Raw genomic sequence first — 14,643 nt, forward strand, 5'->3', positions numbered from 1 at the left:
CCCGGGCCTCGGCGGGACCGAGCCTGGCCGGATGACAGTGCCCGGGCCGCTGTCGGCGCGCTGGGGCAGGAGCGACACAGGTCCATCGCACGAACCGTTAATCGAACCGGGCGAGGAGACAACGATGACGGCACGAGACGTTCGCGGCACCGACCGCCGCCACCTGCTGCGCACGGGCCTCGCCCTGGCGCTCGGCACCCCGCTCGCCGGCCTCGGTACCGTGGGCGCGGCCCTGGCGGCCGGTGAGGATCTCGACACGCCCGAGACCTTCCGCCCCGGCGAGGTGGTGGAATCGGGCCACCGCTTCTTCGGCAGCGTGTCGCGCGGGCTCGCGCTCACGGTCGAGGAGGCGGGCCGGCGCTGGGGCGAGCCGAACGGCTACATCCTCGGCCAGGAGGGCGGCGGCGCGGTGGTGGCCGGTGTCCGCTACGGCGAGGGTACTCTCTACACCCGGAACGCCGGCAAGCGCCGCATCTACTGGCAGGGCCCGTCCCTTGGCTTCGACGTCGGCGGCGACGGCGCGCGCACCATGATGCTGGTCTACAACCTGCCGAACGTCCGCGACCTGTACCGCCGCTTCGCCGGCGTCGACGGCTCGGCCTATCTGGTCGGCGGCTTCGGCATGACCGCGGTGGTCAGCGACCGGATCATCGTGGTGCCGATCCGCAGCGGCGTCGGCGCGCGCCTCGGCATCAATGTCGGCTATCTCAAGTTCACCCGCGAACCGACCTGGAACCCGTTCTGAGGGATCGGCAGGGCGGGATTTCACCCTTGCGGCCGACCTGGGCTAGACTGAGGACGGGCCGGGTCTTCCGGCCGGATACGCGGGCTGTTCCCTCGTGATCGAAACGGTAATGATCTTCGCGCTGGGTTTCCTGGCGGCGAGCCTGTGCGGCCTTCTGCTGCTGCCGGCCCTCAACGCGCGCGCCGCGCGGCTGGAGCGGCGGCGGGCGGAGGCACGCCTGCCCCTGTCGCCGGCCGAGATCGCCGCCGAGCGCGATTTCCTGCGCGCGCAATTCGCCGTGCAGCAGCGCCGTCTGGAGCGCCGGGTCGAGACCGTGGAGTCCAAGCGCCAGGCCGATATGGCGGCGATCGGCGCGGGGACCATGCGGGTCGCGGCCCTCGCCCGGGACGTCGCGGCGCGCGACGCCGAGATCGCCCAGGCGCAGGCCAAGACCCGGGAACTCGAGACCGAACTGGCCGTGGCGCGCGAGGACGGCACCGCGAGCCTCGCCACGCTCCAGGCCCTGGAAGACGCCCACGCCGATCTGCTCGACAGCCTTCTGGCACTGCGGCACCGTCCAACCCCGCCGGCCGATCAGGACGCTGCAGTGCTGGCCGCCGAGCGCGACGATCTGCGCGCGAGCCTGAAGGCGGCCGAGGAAGCTCTGGCCCTGACGGTGGCCGGCCGGCAGGGCGAGCAGCACGCCGGGATCGAGCGGGAGAACGCCGATCTGCGTCGGCGGATCACCGAGGTCGCCGATGCCCTCACCGGCCCGGGCCTGATGCCCAGGGCCGCATACCCGGTCCCGCAACCGCAACCCGAACGGGTCTGACCGAGTTCGCATCCCGGCACCGGGCTTCGCCTCGCGGTCCGGCCCGAAAACCCGTGCGGTTGGCCTTGTTTCGACCACGCAAAGACGCCATCGCAACCCGGACTTGTCCCGCGAACTTTTTCCTCAACAGATGGTACGGATACCCATGCGCCTGAAGCCGATCATCCTCGCCGTCACGGCGGCTTGTGCCCTGACGCTGCCGGCAGCGGCGCAGCAGTCGAAGCGGGGCAATGAGACCCTGAAGAAGTACTGCACCGGCGATTACCTCACCTATTGCGGCAACTTGGCGCCCGACGATCCGGCGACCGATGCCTGCTTCCAGAAGAACTGGAAGAAGCTCAGCGAGAACTGCCGCCGCGCGATCGACGCCTACGAGGCCCAGCAGGAGCAGAGCGCGCCGGCCAAGGGGCGGCAGGGCTCGCAGGGCGGCCGGGAGCGTCGGGGCTGAGCATCGGACCAGGCCTGTAGCGGCGCCGCGCTCGCGCCGGAGCGCGGCAACGGCTAAGGTGGCGCTCCCGCCGGCCTCCGCGTGCCGGCGCCGAGCCCGCCGGACCCTCGCGCGATGTTGTCGAATTCCGCCCTGAAGCTCCTCGCCGCGTCCGGTCTCGTGGCCCTGGCGGTCTCCGCCTGCGGCCGACGCGGGGCGCTCGAGCCGCCCCAGACCTCGGCGCCCGCTGCGCCGGCCTCCGCGCAGGCGGGCTCGGACACGGTGAGCGGGCGCAGGACCCTGCCGGTCTCGGTGGGCCTCGGCGGCGGCGCGCCCGAACCGGACCCGGCCTCGGTGCGCGCGGGCGACGAACTCTCCCTGTCGGCGGTGCCGCCGGGCGGGACCGAAGCGCCGGTGGAGACCAGCCGCGGCGCGCGGCGCGGCTACCGTGTGCCGAAGGAACCTTTCATTCTGGATCCGCTGCTGTAGACGGCGGTGGCCGGAGCGCCGCTCCGATTCGGTGACCCGTCGTCGGAGCGCGTCCGCCTCGTCCCGCGGCCGGGTGTTTCACGGGAAACAGCCTCCGCTCCGGCGCGCAGACGAGACACGGCCGAGATGCACCATTTCCACTACCGCGACGGGCGCCTGCACGCCGAGGATGTCGACCTGACCAACCTCGCCGCGGAGGTCGGCACGCCGTTCTACTGCTACAGCACCGCCACCCTGGAGCGGCACTATCGCGTGTTCGCGGAGGCCTTCGCGGGCGACGATGCGCTCGTCTGCTTCGCCATGAAGGCGAACTCCAACCAGGCCGTGCTGCGCACGCTCGCGGCGCGGGGCGCCGGGATGGACATCGTCTCCGGGGGCGAATTGCATCGGGCGCTGGCCGCCGGGGTCGATCCCGGCAAGATCGTGTTCTCCGGCGTCGGCAAGACCCGCGCCGAGATGGAGGCGGCGCTCAAGGCCGGGATCTACTGCTTCAACGTCGAGAGCGAGCCGGAACTCGCGCTTCTCTCGGAGACGGCTTCGGGGCTCGGCCTGAGGGCGCCGATCTCGATCCGGGTCAATCCCGACGTCGATGCCGGCACCCACGCCAAGATCTCGACCGGCAAGTACGAGAACAAGTTCGGCATCCCGATCACCCGGGCCCCGGCCGTCTACGCCGCCGCGGCGGCGCTGCCGGGCATCGCGGTGCACGGGGTCGACATGCATATCGGCAGCCAGATCACCGATCTGGCCCCGTTCGCCGACGCGGCGCGGCTCCTCGCCGGCCTTGCCCGGGAGCTGATGGCGGCGGGCCATCCCCTGAGCCACATCGATTTCGGCGGCGGCCTCGGGATCCCCTATCGCGACGACAACGCCCCCCCGCCGGACCCGGCCGCGCTGGCCGCGACCCTGCGGCCCCATTTCGCCCCGCTCGGCCTGCGGCCGGTCTTCGAGATCGGGCGGATGATCGTCGGCAATGCCGGGATCCTGGTCACCCGGGTGCTCTACGTGAAGCACAGCGAGGGGCGCACTTTCGTGATCGTGGACGCCGCGATGAACGACTTGATCCGCCCAACCCTCTACGAGGCCTATCACGGCTTGCGCCCCGTCCTTGAGCCGCGGCCCGACACGCCGCGCCGCGTCGCCGACGTGGTCGGCCCGGTCTGCGAGAGCGGCGACTATCTCGCCCTCAACCGCGAGATGCCGGAGGTGCAGGCCGGCGACCTGATCGCCGTGATGAGCGCCGGCGCCTACGGGGCGGTCCAGTCCTGCACCTACAACACCCGGCCGCTGGTGCCGGAAGTGCTGGTTCGGGATGATCGTGCGGCGATCGTGCGTCCGCGCGTCGAGGTCGCGGCGCTCGTCGCCCTCGACCGCGTGCCGGATTGGCTGGCGTGAGTAAGACCCCGATGGGCGCCGCTCCGGCCGCGCCGGCGGCGGAACCGGCCGGCCGCCTGCCCCTGTCGGTCTTCATCATCGCCCGCAACGAGGCGGACCGGCTGGGTGCGACGATCCGGGCGGTGCGCGACCTGGCCGACGACATCGTGGTGGTCGATTCGGGCTCCACCGACGGCACGCAGGCGCTCGCCGCCGCGCTCGGCGCGCGGGTGATCCACAATCCCTGGCCGGGCTATGGCCCGCAGAAGCGCTTCGCCGAGGCGCAGTGCCGGCACATCTGGCTCTTGAATCTCGACGCCGACGAGGTGGTGCCGGAGGATCTGGCCCGGGAGATCCGCACCCTGTTCGCGGCGGGCGAGCCGCGCCGGCCGGCGTGGCGGATCGCGATCGCCGAGATCTTCCCCGGCGAGGGCCGCCCGCATCCGCTCGCCTACACGCTGACCCCGGTGCGGCTCTACCGCCGGGACCGGGGTCGCTACTCGGCCTCGCCGGTGCATGACCGCGTGGTGCTGGAGCCCGGGGTGACGCCCGGCCGGCTCAAGGGCGCGATCCACCATTTCTCGGTGCGCTCGCTGGGTGACCAGCTGGACAAGCTCAACCGCTACTCGGACCAGCAGGCCGACGACCTCGAGGCGCGGGGCATCGTAATCCCGACCTGGCGGGTCTTCGTCGAATTGCCGGGCAACTTCCTGAAGGCTTATCTCGGCCGCCGCCACATCGTGCGCGGCACCTACGGCTTCCTCACCGCCATGAACTACGCCATCTCCCGGCATCTACGCGTCGCCAAGCACGTCGAGCGCCGCCGTTTGGCCGCGGCCCGCCGGGATCGGGTTGACCCGCTCGATCCGACCTTCTAGAGCCAGGGCGCCGGAGACGTGGCCGAGCGGCTGAAGGCACTCGTTTGCTAAATGAGCATACCCAGAAATGGGTATCGAGGGTTCGAATCCCTCCGTCTCCGCCATTTGGCCCTAAAGTGTTGTAAAAAAAGGGTTTTTCTCGCTTCGTCCGACCAGCTTTGGTGACACAGTGTCACCGTAGCCGTGAAGGGATGGGGCTAACGGTGCGGCGCGCCGACCATCTGCAATGCCGCCGTGGGCGCTGGTCCGTGCGACTCAGGGTACCCGCCCACCTTGTCGCCGCGGTCGGCCAGACCCACCTCGTTCGATCTCTCGACACGGTAAGCGAGACTGTTGCGCGGGAGCGACGGTGGATCGCGCTGGCGCTGCTCTGGGAGTGGATCGGTGCGCAAACCGTGTCGGACGGTTGGGAGCCCGCCTGGGCGGCTGCCCTGACCGGTTCAGGACGGTCCCGTGACGATACCGGGCGAGAGTGCCCGGACCCTACTCCTCATTCTCCTCCCCAGAGACGATCCCGACGGAGTGGCCAGGATCATGCTCACCCAGCGGGCTCATCGCGCCAGACCACGATCCTCACGACGATGGATCGCTGGTTGAAGGAGATCGAAGGGGTCCAGACAAAGCAATCGCGGATGCAACACGCCCTCGCCGTGCGGGAGTTCGCTCAAACGCAGCCGCTAAGCTGTACTGTCCGCAGGGTGGATCGACGCGCCGCAGGTGAGTTCGTCAGCAACGTACTCCTGCGGAGTGGAGCTTCCCAGGCCACGGTCAATCGGAAGATCGCCTCGCTCTCTTCGATGTGGCAGTGGCTCCTCAAGCGTGGCTACGTCAGCGACAATCCGTGGCAGGGCCAGGGTAGCTTCGCGAATGGATCGAAGCATGAACCAACGAAGCGCGCCTATACCGCTGATGAGCTTATCACGTTGCTCGCGGCCGACCCTGTCGCGATCATGGGCCAACGGTACGGAACGGTACTGTTCGACCTGATGCGGGTCGGTCTGCTGACCGGCTGCCGCATCAGCGAGCTTTGCCAGTTACGGGTTTCCGATGTGATGGTCGAGGAGCGGGCGTTCCGCATCTCCCACGGGAAGACAGAGAATGCGCGGCGCATAGTGCCAGTTCATGCGTTGGCTTGGCCCGTCATGCAGCGTCGGTTGGCAAGCTCATTCGATGGCTGGGTGTTCTCGGGCCTCACTCCCTCAGGACCAGACGGGAAGCGAAGCTGGATCGTGGTGAAGCGATTTGCGACCTTCCGGCAGAAGGTGCTTGGACCAAACAAGGAAGTCGATTTCCATAGCTTCCGGCGGTGCTTCGCGACGTACCTTGAACGGGCCTCCACTCACACGATGGCGGTGAACAGCAGCGTCATTGCTGAGCTAATGGGGCACGCCAAGCCAACGCTCGCCCTCGCCGTCTACTCATCCGGGCTTGTGCCCGAGCAACTCCGGGCCGCCATCGATGCTCTGGATCGCGTGATCGAGCCTCAAGTGCTCAAGCACCTCGTAGCTAAGCTCTAACGCTCAGTGCCCACCTGAATGTCGGTAGTGGATCGGGAGCGCAGGATTGTGCGGTATGCCTCCTGGCGGGAAGCTTTCAAGCTCGGCTGGTCTGGACCGAATAGGTTCCGCTCCAGCCCTAGCGGGCAGCACAGGTGAAGGTGGAAGTGCGACATGGCTTCAGCCCACCGGCACGGAGGGGTACGCGGGAGAGGTGCAGGTAGTCCGGCTTGAACTCGCAGAAGGCCGCGAGGCGATCTGGGTTCGGCAAGCCTATTCTGCGGCGCTCCACCACAACCAGCTTCTCGTCGCGCAGCAGCCGCAGCGAGCGGTTGACGTGAACGTTCGTCAAGCCTGTCAGGTCGGCCAGATCATCTTGCCTCAGTGGCCAAGCAAGGCCGCCCTCGACAGGCTCACCCACGGCCCTGCAACCGGGCTCGCACCTCACAAATCAGGTGGGCAATGCGCAGAACCGCCATGCGCCGTCCGTTGTTGATGAGCGCCTGACGCAGGATACTGTCGGTCTGAAGCAATGACCAACGCAGGGCTCGCGCGATGTTGGGCGAGCGCTCCAGCGCCTCCAAGATTTCTGTGAAATCAATCTCGGCAACAACGCCTCTGGTCAGCGCAGTCACGGAATGATCCGCGTAGCCGAGCAGGTTTGCTTGCCAGTGGTTCATGTCACCGGGCAGGAGCAGGTCGGTGATCAGGCGATGGCCGCTGGTGAGGAGCTTGGAGCAAAAGGCCCACCCCTCCAGCATGACGAACACCCGTGGGGTGCCCTCGTCCTCGGCCACGAGACACTGGCGCGGTTCGACGGCACGGGTGCGACGGATCAGGTTGGTTAGGCAGGCGCGATCACCTTCCGTGAGGTCCGCACCGTAGGCCAACTTGCGAATGAAGCGGTTCGGCATGATACGGCCTCCCTCAAGCTTCCGGCCACCGTTAGGCTCTCGGTTAACTTAAATTGGGTTGGCAGCGTTCCTGTCGAGAGTTACCGTTACGTCCGATTTCGTACTTTGTAGCGGACAATGCGAAGGTCCGCGAAGTGGCTAAAACAGACCTTCCGCATGACCGCTGATGCGCGTCTGGTCCAGCGTCATATTCGATGATCCGGAACGGCTCTGGCGGGTTTGCACGGTGGGGGGTTCAGTCTCACCACGTCCGACCAACGCCTTGGTTCTACTTCCGCCTGCGCTCCCCGAAAGGATTGGAGCGAGATGATTTCGGATTGAAGTTCCCAAGCGTCGAAGCGGCAGCTTCCAAGAGTCTGGACCCCTTCGATCTCCTTCAACCAGCGATCCATCGTCGTGAGGATCGTGGTCTGGCGCGATGAGCCCGCTGGGTGAGCATGATCCTGGCCACTCCGTCGGGATCGTCTCTGGGGAGGAGAATGAGGAGTAGGGTCCGGGCACTCTCGCCCGGTATCGTCACGGGACCGTCCTGAACCGGTCAGGGCAGCCGCCCAGGCGGGCTCCCAACCGTCCGACACGGTTTGCGCACCGATCCACTCCCAGAGCAGCGCCAGCGCGATCCACCGTCGCTCCCGCGCAACAGTCTCGCTTACCGTGTCGAGAGATCGAACGAGGTGGGTCTGGCCGACCGCGGCGACAAGGTGGGCGGGTACCCTGAGTCGCACGGACCAGCGCCCACGGCGGCATTGCAGATGGTCGGCGCGCCGCACCGTTAGCCCCATCCCTTCACGGCTACGGTGACACTGTGTCACCAAAGCTGGTCGGACGAAGCGAGAAAAACCCTTTTTTTACAACACTTTAGGGCCAAATGGCGGAGACGGAGGGATGAGCCGCCAGCGGCCAATTCTCCTGCTACGCCAACGATCTCGCTTCCCTCTGCTGGGGTAGCACCGTGCTGGCAGCCGTCAAGCTTCGTCTTCGCATGGGGATCGTCGTTGGTCGAATATGGTCGTCGTAGATCAGGCTGGCTGACCGAATAATTTTGACCTCAGTCAGGGTGGCCTTGGATAAGTACTCCCAGAGCGCGTTCGGCGCTCAGGCCCCTGGCGGGGGACGGCGTAAGCCTGCGACGATAAATACACCGACCGGGCAATACTCTGCCCGGCACGCTGTCGCAGGCGTCCGCAATCCCATGACCCGCGAGGTGCCGCCACCCCTCGCGGGTTGTTCATTAAAGGGATTGCAAAATGACCATCCATTACTTCGACGCGCTGGCGGGCGCCGGCAAAACCCGAGCACTGGCTCGATATGCTGACCGCTGCGCCCGGCGCGGCCTCAAGGTTCTCATCGTCCAGCCGACCCAGCACCTCATCGACAAGACGCTCTCCGACGAGCTTCTGCCCCTCGACCCGACCTATCCCTGCCGTGCCATCCACGGTGGCACGGTGCTCCGCGGTGCCTCGCCGGTCGGGGCGATCGTCGCCCACTTCCGGGATGCCGAGCCGGGCCAGGGTGAGGTCCTGCTCATCACGCACGCCGCGCTGATGCGTGCCCCCTACCTGCACAAGAAGGGTGACTGGCACCTCACCATGGACGAGGTCCCGCAGGTGGACGTGTTCGAGGACTTGCCGCTGCCAGACACGGGGCACCTGTTCCTGCCCCACCTCGACTTCCTGCCCGAGGGGCCGGTCTACGGTCGCCTCGACCCGTTCATCGCGGATCGGGCCACGATCGAGGAGGTCGCGTGATGAGCCTCGATAAGATCGCTCGCAACCAGTACGGAGACGCTCTCTACGCTGTCCTCGGGCCGCTCGCCCACCGGATCGCCTCCGAGGACTGGGATGTCTACGCCAAGCAGGCCGAGTTCGAGCGCCTGCGCCGAGGTGAGAAGACCGACGCCTCCCTCGTCACCTACTCGCTGCTCAAACCCTCGCTTCTGAGCGGCTTCGCCACGGTCACGATCGCCTCGGCCTGTATGACGGAGACGACTCTGTTCCGGCTGTGGTCGGCGATGGGAGCCACGATGAAGCCGGTGGGTGCGGGTCTGCGCAAGGATCTGCGCTACACCGAGCACGAGCACGGCGACCGGATCACCATCTACTTCGCCAGCCACGAGGCGTGGTCGAAGCGCTTCCGCGATCGTGCCGTGGAGGATGCGACGGGCGCCGAGGTGCGGATCCTGGACCGGATCCGGCAGGCGATCGCCAATCTGATTGGGGACGAGCCCTTCGTCTGGATGGGCAACAAAGACCTCGATGACGGCTTCTTCGGGCTGGCCAAGGCCGAGCGCTTGCCCAACACGCCCCATGGCCTGAACACCTACCAGGGCTACCACGCCGTCGTGGTGCTCTCTGCCCTCAACCCGCCGCCCGCGCACTTCCACTTCATGGAAGCGCATGGCGTCTCCGGCGAGGAGTTGCGCACCGGCTGCTATCGGACGGCCGTCTATCAGGCGGTGATGCGCTGCTCGATCCGCAACCCGGCCGATACGACGCCCAAGCGGGTCGTCGTCATGGATCGGGATACGGCCGAGTGGTTGGGGGCCCTGTTCCCCGGCGCCGCGGTGGTGCCGCTGCCGGGGCTCGGAGCGCTGCCGAGCAAGGGCAAAGCCGGGCGCCCGCGCCAGCACGCCGACGCCGCGGCCAAGACCAGGGCATACCGGGACGTGCAGGCGCGCAAGCTCTTGGCGCAACTCGACTTGATCAACGGGACGTCGCTCATCTGCGCGAGCTACCCGCTCCTTGCCGAGCAGGTCCGAGGCGAGATGCGTGAGTTCGTGCGTGACGATATCCCCTCTAAGGAAGGGGAATACGTCACGCCGTTGCCTGCGGCTTCGGCCACGACGTGCGGCACGGCCTACCTGTCGAAGTACGACTCGATGCCGTTCGAGCACTTCATCCACTACGACGACGACGGCTTCATCGCGGAACTGCGGGACCTGCATGACCGGCGGGTCCTCAAGGAGGAATCGGGCATGTTCTCCCCGGCCCACTTCGATCCGTCGAAGGCGGCCGACAACGGCCGCGGGCTGGACAACATCGTCCACCTGCGCGGCATCTGGCTCGACAACGACGGCGGCGACCTCACTCATGCCGCCTTCGCCGACCTGTTCCCGTACCTGCGCATCGTGGTCTGGAACACGGCCTCGTCCACGGCGGCGGCGCCGCGCTGGCGCGCGTTCATCCCGACGACCTACGCCTACTCGCTCGACGTGTTGGCGCTGATCATGGCGCAGATCGTCAAGGTGCTGAACCGGGAGGGCTACTGGGGCAAGAAGCAGTTGGAGAAGCAGGCCAAGCGCTCGAACACCAAGCCGGGCCTCTGCCACGGCTTCGACGAGGGCAAGTTCAACGGCGCCGCGATGTTCTACCTGCCTGTCCAGGCCCGGGTCGCGGAGGACTCGTTCTTCATCGACTACGGCGCGGACAATCCGAAGCGCGGCCCCCTCGATCTGCATGCCTGGATCGAGCACTGCATCCTCGACCTTCGCCCGGAGCCCGAACCGGTGCGATCGGAGAAGGTCATCGCCCTGCCGGTGCCCGCGATCGCCCCTGCCCAGACGTCCGCGCCGGCCGTCAAGAAGCGTCAGGTCAGCGTTAAGCTCCAGGCTGCGCGCGATGCCATTGCTGCTCGGGACGCACATCTCGGTGCCGATCGTCGCGCGGCCCTGATCGAGAAGGCAGTCCAAGACTGGCGAATGACCCCACGGGGCTCGGGGCATGCGGCCTTCTTCAAGCTCGCCGCGGCCCTCAATCGGGCTGGTGTCGACCTGGGTGGGATCCAGGACAAGCTCTGGGAGGAAGCTGCCTACGGCAACTCGCCCCGGGAGCGTCGGGGTGAGATCAAGGACATCCTGAAGAGCCTTGGCCGTCGTGGGACCCTGGCGGGTGGATCTGCCCGGTCGAACCACTGGTGGAACTGACCCTGCCGGCATGAACATCGGCGACGGTCCGGAGGATGATCTCCGGACCGTCATCAAGCTGCGGCGGTGATCGTCTTCGGATCCTGGGGAGCGGTCATCGCCGCATGCACGCGCTGAACGGTCGAAACGCCTATGCCGGTCCGGCGTGCCGTCTCCCGGATCCCGACCCCGGCTGCCAGCATCGCGCGGATCGCCTCGGCCTTCCCGGCTTCCAGTGGAGGCCGCCCGAGGCGGGTGCCCTTGGCCCTGGTGCGTTCGAGCCCGGCCATGACGCGCGAGCGGATCAGCGACCGCTCGAACTCCGCAAACACCCCCAGCATCTGGAACATCATCCGCCCGCCCGGCGTGCTCGTGTCGAGGGCCTGCTGGTGCAGGAACAGATCGACGCCCCGTCCCTGAAGCTCACCCAGCAGGTTGATGAGGTTCGGCAGGGACCGCCCCAACCGGTCGACGCTCCAGGCAGCAACCAGATCGACCTCGCGCCGGGTCACCGCCTTGAGCAGCGCGTCGAGCCCCGGCCTACGATCCCGACCCTTGGACCCGGAGATGCCGTCGTCGCTGAAGATCGCCGTGACGTTCCACCCTGACCGGGCAGCGACCTCGTGGAGCGCGCGGATCTGGTTCTCCGTGGTCTGGCCATCGGCCGTGGAGACCCGGACGTAGAAGGCGACGCGCTTCATCCCCTCGACGGTGCCACAGGCCGCCGAGCCGTCAAGCGAAGGGTGATCCAGAACCAGATGGTTCCGGGACAGGCTGGAATGAGAGCCGCGCCGAAGGGGAAATGAGGGTCGGAAACGAGAGGGTTTTTGGGACAGGGGGGTGAGGGTGAGGAACGGTAGGGGCGAAGAGCCGTGGGAAGGCCGAGGTCGGAACGGTGACAGACGACGGGTTCATCGTCACCGGCAAGGTCAGACGCAGCGCCGACGGTGCGGACCTGCCCGGGAGCCACGTTCAACCGTTGAACATCGGAAGCCCTTCAGCCGTGCCATCTGAGGCGGAAGTGCACTTCGTCCTTGGCCGACGGAAGATCCACGATGGCCATTCCCGTAGGTTTCGCTACCGACTTAAGCTCGTGAAGCTCTCCTCCGTGCTCGTCGAGCCACTCCTTGATCTCGCCTATAACCGATAAAGCGGGCGCCAGTGGGAAAGCGACGATATGAGTACCAATGCCGTCTGGCTTCCTCCGCGAAAGTGATCGCTTCCCTGTCGCGATCTCCTGTGGCGAGAAAGCCATTGTATCAACGTAAGCAGGTGTGCTCCGCTGCTCGGCGGCAAATCTCTCCAAAAACTCGCTACCCGTTCGCGCCGGATAGTTGCCACTTCCGGTCCATCCGCATGCTTTTGCTACTTTTGTAAGCAGCGTTCGGCCCTTGTCGGAAAGAAAATACAGCTTCCTTGTGCCGTGTCTTGGGTCTACAATGTCTTCGATCAAATTGAGGCCCGGCTTCCCAAACCTATCAGTCCGACCAAGACCTAGAAGTATACGCTGAGCACTTGACGTTCGTAGTCCGCTCGCACGCTCAATCGCGGAAAGCGGCTGAGCTTCCTGCTCCGCCACGCAGAGCAGAACCTGCACCCAACTCGCCGACAAATCCATCACCCCCGTCTCCGCTCGCAGCACCTCGTTTGCTCGACGCAGGGCTGCGACCCTCGCTTTGGGCTCCTCTTCGAGGATGGCGGTCATGCTCACTCTCCCGATCGCAATTGCTAACCTGCAACGCCTGTTGACGTAGCCAAAAAACAGCCCTAACACAAGCTCGTCCCTGGCGGCTGCCGGCTGACCTGCGGCGCAGACCTTCTACAGAATAGCTTCCAAAAGCCTTCTGCCGAGAGCGGCGGAAGTGCCTCCTCTATTGAGTGAGCCCGACGCTATGGCCGACCAACTTACCCAGGAAGCAGCTTTCTCCATCGAACACGCCTCGATTAACCATCATGTCAACGCCGACAGCGCCGCGACCTCAGCGAGTCTCATCGCGGAGGCAGACAAACTGTGGAGCGATTTGCTTGCGATGCAGGAGAATCAGCCTGAGCAGAGGGCTGACTGTGCCAAGCGGCTGATTGGGACGATTTACGAATTGCACCGCAATATCAGTCCGCATCGAGATCTTTACAGGGTTTTCCTGAATGAGCGCGGCGTCGAAGCCAGCAAGAGTCTGAACCCGTATCACGCGACAGCACGAGCGGTCATGGAGCGGAATGGCGCCAAGAAGGTACGGTCGCTCTGCACCCATTACGCTCAGGCCTGCCATGTGCTGGATGGAGCAGCGGTCAAGCCCGGCGCCGCTGTTCAATGGTTGAACGAACCGTTCGATACAGGAACCGGCGGCCGTTCTCTGACTGGGCTTGGGAAGACGAAGCATCTTTGGAGCTTGACGCCTCAGGGTAAGAAGCAGCGTCAGGATAAGAGATCGAAGATGCTTAGCAATGCCGCAAATTTTTTGACCAACACCGTGGAGTCGGGCAAAGGCCGACTGGACGAGGCTATGTTTGCAGTTGATGATACTGCCATCGCTGAGGGCGCCAGGGCAGTTGCCCTAGTCGAAATCGCTGACGGCTCGGTCACAGTCCTGAACGTCTTGACTACAGACTTGGTCAAGGCCGCTGCGGCGGTCCGGGTGTGCCAAAAACCGACCGGGAAAGAAGCTCATCGGGCAAAATGAGTGAGTCGCGGCTTAAACCCTTCGTAGTCGAGGCTCGATCCGAACGGCGCAAACGGATGAGCGGGGTCGGATTGTCGGAGAACGGGCGCGAGAAACTGGCCGAGTAGATCGGCTCGAAAAACGCCAGCATCCTTATCGACCCGAAAGTAGACGACGTTGATCGAATCTATCGCACCGCAGAGAACGGAAGAGCTACAGGCGATGCTCATCTATATTTCGAGAACCGCCTATGACATACTGTGCAGGGAAGGATATGGAAACATTTACAGTGCTGCCCAATTTATCGACCCATTGAATTTCCTTGTTCAGGACAATTCAGACAAAAGCGCAGATGAACTTCAGAGAATTGCTTCCACCCTCACACCGGGTAGTCTGCACAACAATGATTTCCTTTATCGCATAGCTATGTCGGTGATTGATTCTCCATGTTCGAAGCTGCGGGCCGCAATCATCGCCAGAACTTGGGGCGGCGGTAAGTTTGGATTTCAGCACATGCCTGATCCAAAGACCACGAACGAAGATGACTATGAATTTGAAGGCGATATGTTGCTCTACAATCTTGGCAAAGTTCGACCCGAAGATGTTCTGGTCGGCAAAGATCGCGCGTTCTATGATGCGCTGCCTGAGCGCTTCACGGTATATCGCGGTGGTTACGGGGTCCCGCCAAACATGATCGGCCTCGGCGTCTGCTGGACCACAAGTAGAGATGTAGCGGAATGGTTTGCCCGTAGAGGAGTCGGGCGCGACGATGCTCCTATCATTCTGTCCGCAAGGGTTCGGAAGAGCGATGTCCTCTTAGCTTTCGCTACTGAGCATGAGGTTGCGCTCAGGCCTGCGCGGTGGCGTCAATTAAGATGCCGGAGGCAGACAAACCGGAATTGCCGGCCTCAGTTCGACTGGCAGCCTGCCAATCCCGCTTAGGCGTGC

General features: G+C 65.3%; 16 protein-coding genes, 1 tRNA gene and 1 pseudogene. 13 read left to right on the forward strand and 5 right to left on the reverse strand.

All coding sequences use genetic code 11. The annotated features are described in order from the left end of the window. Nucleotides 1-124 precede the first annotated feature (124 nt). The 9 genes and pseudogenes from JOE48_RS13800 to JOE48_RS13835 all read left to right on the forward strand — a co-directional run bounded on the left by JOE48_RS13800 (nucleotide 125) and on the right by JOE48_RS13835 (nucleotide 6,241). Nucleotides 125-745 carry a DUF1134 domain-containing protein gene (locus tag JOE48_RS13800; RefSeq protein ID WP_210030548.1) on the forward strand — a complete coding sequence of 207 codons (621 nt, stop codon included), beginning with the start codon at nucleotides 125-127 and terminating at the stop codon, nucleotides 743-745. Between the two features lie 94 nt (nucleotides 746-839). Then, nucleotides 840-1,556, forward strand: coding sequence for a hypothetical protein (locus tag JOE48_RS13805; RefSeq protein ID WP_312893199.1), 717 nt, complete (start codon nucleotides 840-842; stop codon nucleotides 1,554-1,556). Nucleotides 1,557-1,701: 145 nt separating this feature from the next. Continuing rightward, nucleotides 1,702-2,004 carry a 3',5'-cyclic-nucleotide phosphodiesterase gene (locus JOE48_RS13810; protein ID WP_210030549.1) on the forward strand — a complete coding sequence of 101 codons (303 nt, stop codon included), beginning with the start codon at nucleotides 1,702-1,704 and terminating at the stop codon, nucleotides 2,002-2,004. Between the two features lie 114 nt (nucleotides 2,005-2,118). Continuing rightward, entirely contained in the window at nucleotides 2,119-2,472 is a 354-nt protein-coding gene (gene lptM / locus JOE48_RS13815; protein WP_210030551.1) for an LPS translocon maturation chaperone LptM, read from the forward strand. A 126-nt stretch (nucleotides 2,473-2,598) separates the two neighbouring features. After that, entirely contained in the window at nucleotides 2,599-3,867 is a 1,269-nt protein-coding gene (lysA, locus tag JOE48_RS13820) for a diaminopimelate decarboxylase (RefSeq protein WP_210030553.1), read from the forward strand. A gap of 11 nt (nucleotides 3,868-3,878) precedes the next feature. Continuing rightward, the gene (locus JOE48_RS13825) at nucleotides 3,879-4,724 is read left to right on the forward strand and encodes a glycosyltransferase family 2 protein (RefSeq protein ID WP_210035752.1); all 846 of its coding nucleotides are present in this window, start codon (nucleotides 3,879-3,881) and stop codon (nucleotides 4,722-4,724) included. Between the two features lie 12 nt (nucleotides 4,725-4,736). Further along, nucleotides 4,737-4,828 (forward strand) — tRNA-Ser (locus JOE48_RS13830). A gap of 87 nt (nucleotides 4,829-4,915) precedes the next feature. After that, nucleotides 4,916-5,077 (forward strand): annotated as a pseudogene (locus JOE48_RS31230) (DUF6538 domain-containing protein); the annotation flags it as partial. A gap of 240 nt (nucleotides 5,078-5,317) precedes the next feature. Next, nucleotides 5,318-6,241 carry a tyrosine-type recombinase/integrase gene (locus JOE48_RS13835; protein WP_210030555.1) on the forward strand — a complete coding sequence of 308 codons (924 nt, stop codon included), beginning with the start codon at nucleotides 5,318-5,320 and terminating at the stop codon, nucleotides 6,239-6,241. Between the two features lie 118 nt (nucleotides 6,242-6,359). Here JOE48_RS13835 and JOE48_RS13840 read toward each other — a convergent pair whose 3' ends face one another. From JOE48_RS13840 to JOE48_RS31235, 3 genes are all read right to left on the reverse strand, one after another. Then, a complete protein-coding gene (locus JOE48_RS13840; protein WP_312893200.1) occupies nucleotides 6,360-6,668 on the reverse strand; it encodes a helix-turn-helix domain-containing protein in 309 nt (102 codons plus the stop codon). Next, nucleotides 6,634-7,134: a Crp/Fnr family transcriptional regulator gene (locus tag JOE48_RS13845; protein WP_210030557.1), complete on the reverse strand. Its 501-nt coding sequence runs from the start codon at nucleotides 7,132-7,134 to the stop codon at nucleotides 6,634-6,636. The genes JOE48_RS13840 and JOE48_RS13845 overlap by 35 nt, the downstream gene beginning before the upstream one ends. A 185-nt stretch (nucleotides 7,135-7,319) precedes the next feature. Beyond that, entirely contained in the window at nucleotides 7,320-7,916 is a 597-nt protein-coding gene (locus JOE48_RS31235) for a DUF6538 domain-containing protein (protein ID WP_409518581.1), read from the reverse strand. Nucleotides 7,917-8,381: 465 nt separating this feature from the next. Between JOE48_RS31235 and JOE48_RS13850 the strand changes: the two genes are divergently transcribed. Then, entirely contained in the window at nucleotides 8,382-8,882 is a 501-nt protein-coding gene (locus tag JOE48_RS13850) for a hypothetical protein (protein ID WP_210030558.1), read from the forward strand. Next, nucleotides 8,882-11,056: a hypothetical protein gene (locus tag JOE48_RS13855; RefSeq protein WP_210030559.1), complete on the forward strand. Its 2,175-nt coding sequence runs from the start codon at nucleotides 8,882-8,884 to the stop codon at nucleotides 11,054-11,056. Before JOE48_RS13850 ends, JOE48_RS13855 begins: the two co-directional genes overlap by 1 nt. A gap of 53 nt (nucleotides 11,057-11,109) precedes the next feature. Here the strand turns inward: JOE48_RS13855 and JOE48_RS13860 are convergent, their stop codons facing one another. Beyond that, complete coding sequence (locus JOE48_RS13860) at nucleotides 11,110-11,736, reverse strand: recombinase family protein (protein ID WP_210030561.1); 627 nt, start codon at nucleotides 11,734-11,736, stop codon at nucleotides 11,110-11,112. A gap of 296 nt (nucleotides 11,737-12,032) precedes the next feature. Then, on the reverse strand, nucleotides 12,033-12,740 hold the full coding sequence (locus JOE48_RS13865) for a hypothetical protein (RefSeq protein WP_210030562.1): 708 nt from the start codon (nucleotides 12,738-12,740) through the stop codon (nucleotides 12,033-12,035). A 187-nt stretch (nucleotides 12,741-12,927) separates the two neighbouring features. Here JOE48_RS13865 and JOE48_RS13870 point away from each other — a divergent pair, with 187 nt between their 5' ends. Together JOE48_RS13870 and JOE48_RS13875 are read left to right on the forward strand one after the other, a co-directional pair. Next, complete coding sequence (locus tag JOE48_RS13870; protein ID WP_210030563.1) at nucleotides 12,928-13,716, forward strand: hypothetical protein; 789 nt, start codon at nucleotides 12,928-12,930, stop codon at nucleotides 13,714-13,716. Nucleotides 13,717-13,917: 201 nt separating this feature from the next. Then, on the forward strand, nucleotides 13,918-14,637 hold the full coding sequence (locus JOE48_RS13875) for a hypothetical protein (protein ID WP_210030564.1): 720 nt from the start codon (nucleotides 13,918-13,920) through the stop codon (nucleotides 14,635-14,637). Nucleotides 14,638-14,643: the final 6 nt, after the last annotated feature.

This window comes from Methylobacterium sp. PvR107, assembly GCF_017833295.1.
Lineage (GTDB): Bacteria > Pseudomonadota > Alphaproteobacteria > Rhizobiales > Beijerinckiaceae > Methylobacterium.

Bases quoted from the DNA above. Each gene is read 5' to 3' on its own strand.
- JOE48_RS13800 (WP_210030548.1), top strand. From the start codon at position 125: ATGACGGCACGAGACGTTCGCGGCACCGACCGCCGCCACCTGCTGCGC.
- JOE48_RS13810 (WP_210030549.1), top strand. From the start codon at position 1,702: ATGCGCCTGAAGCCGATCATCCTCGCCGTCACGGCGGCTTGTGCCCTG.
- lptM (WP_210030551.1), top strand. From the start codon at position 2,119: ATGTTGTCGAATTCCGCCCTGAAGCTCCTCGCCGCGTCCGGTCTCGTG.
- lysA (WP_210030553.1), top strand. From the start codon at position 2,599: ATGCACCATTTCCACTACCGCGACGGGCGCCTGCACGCCGAGGATGTC.
- JOE48_RS13825 (WP_210035752.1), top strand. From the start codon at position 3,879: ATGGGCGCCGCTCCGGCCGCGCCGGCGGCGGAACCGGCCGGCCGCCTG.
- JOE48_RS13845 (WP_210030557.1), bottom strand. From the start codon at position 7,134: ATGCCGAACCGCTTCATTCGCAAGTTGGCCTACGGTGCGGACCTCACG.
- JOE48_RS31235 (WP_409518581.1), bottom strand. From the start codon at position 7,916: ATGGGGCTAACGGTGCGGCGCGCCGACCATCTGCAATGCCGCCGTGGG.
- JOE48_RS13850 (WP_210030558.1), top strand. From the start codon at position 8,382: ATGACCATCCATTACTTCGACGCGCTGGCGGGCGCCGGCAAAACCCGA.
- JOE48_RS13855 (WP_210030559.1), top strand. From the start codon at position 8,882: ATGAGCCTCGATAAGATCGCTCGCAACCAGTACGGAGACGCTCTCTAC.
- JOE48_RS13860 (WP_210030561.1), bottom strand. From the start codon at position 11,736: ATGAAGCGCGTCGCCTTCTACGTCCGGGTCTCCACGGCCGATGGCCAG.
- JOE48_RS13865 (WP_210030562.1), bottom strand. From the start codon at position 12,740: ATGACCGCCATCCTCGAAGAGGAGCCCAAAGCGAGGGTCGCAGCCCTG.
- JOE48_RS13870 (WP_210030563.1), top strand. From the start codon at position 12,928: ATGGCCGACCAACTTACCCAGGAAGCAGCTTTCTCCATCGAACACGCC.
- JOE48_RS13875 (WP_210030564.1), top strand. From the start codon at position 13,918: ATGCTCATCTATATTTCGAGAACCGCCTATGACATACTGTGCAGGGAA.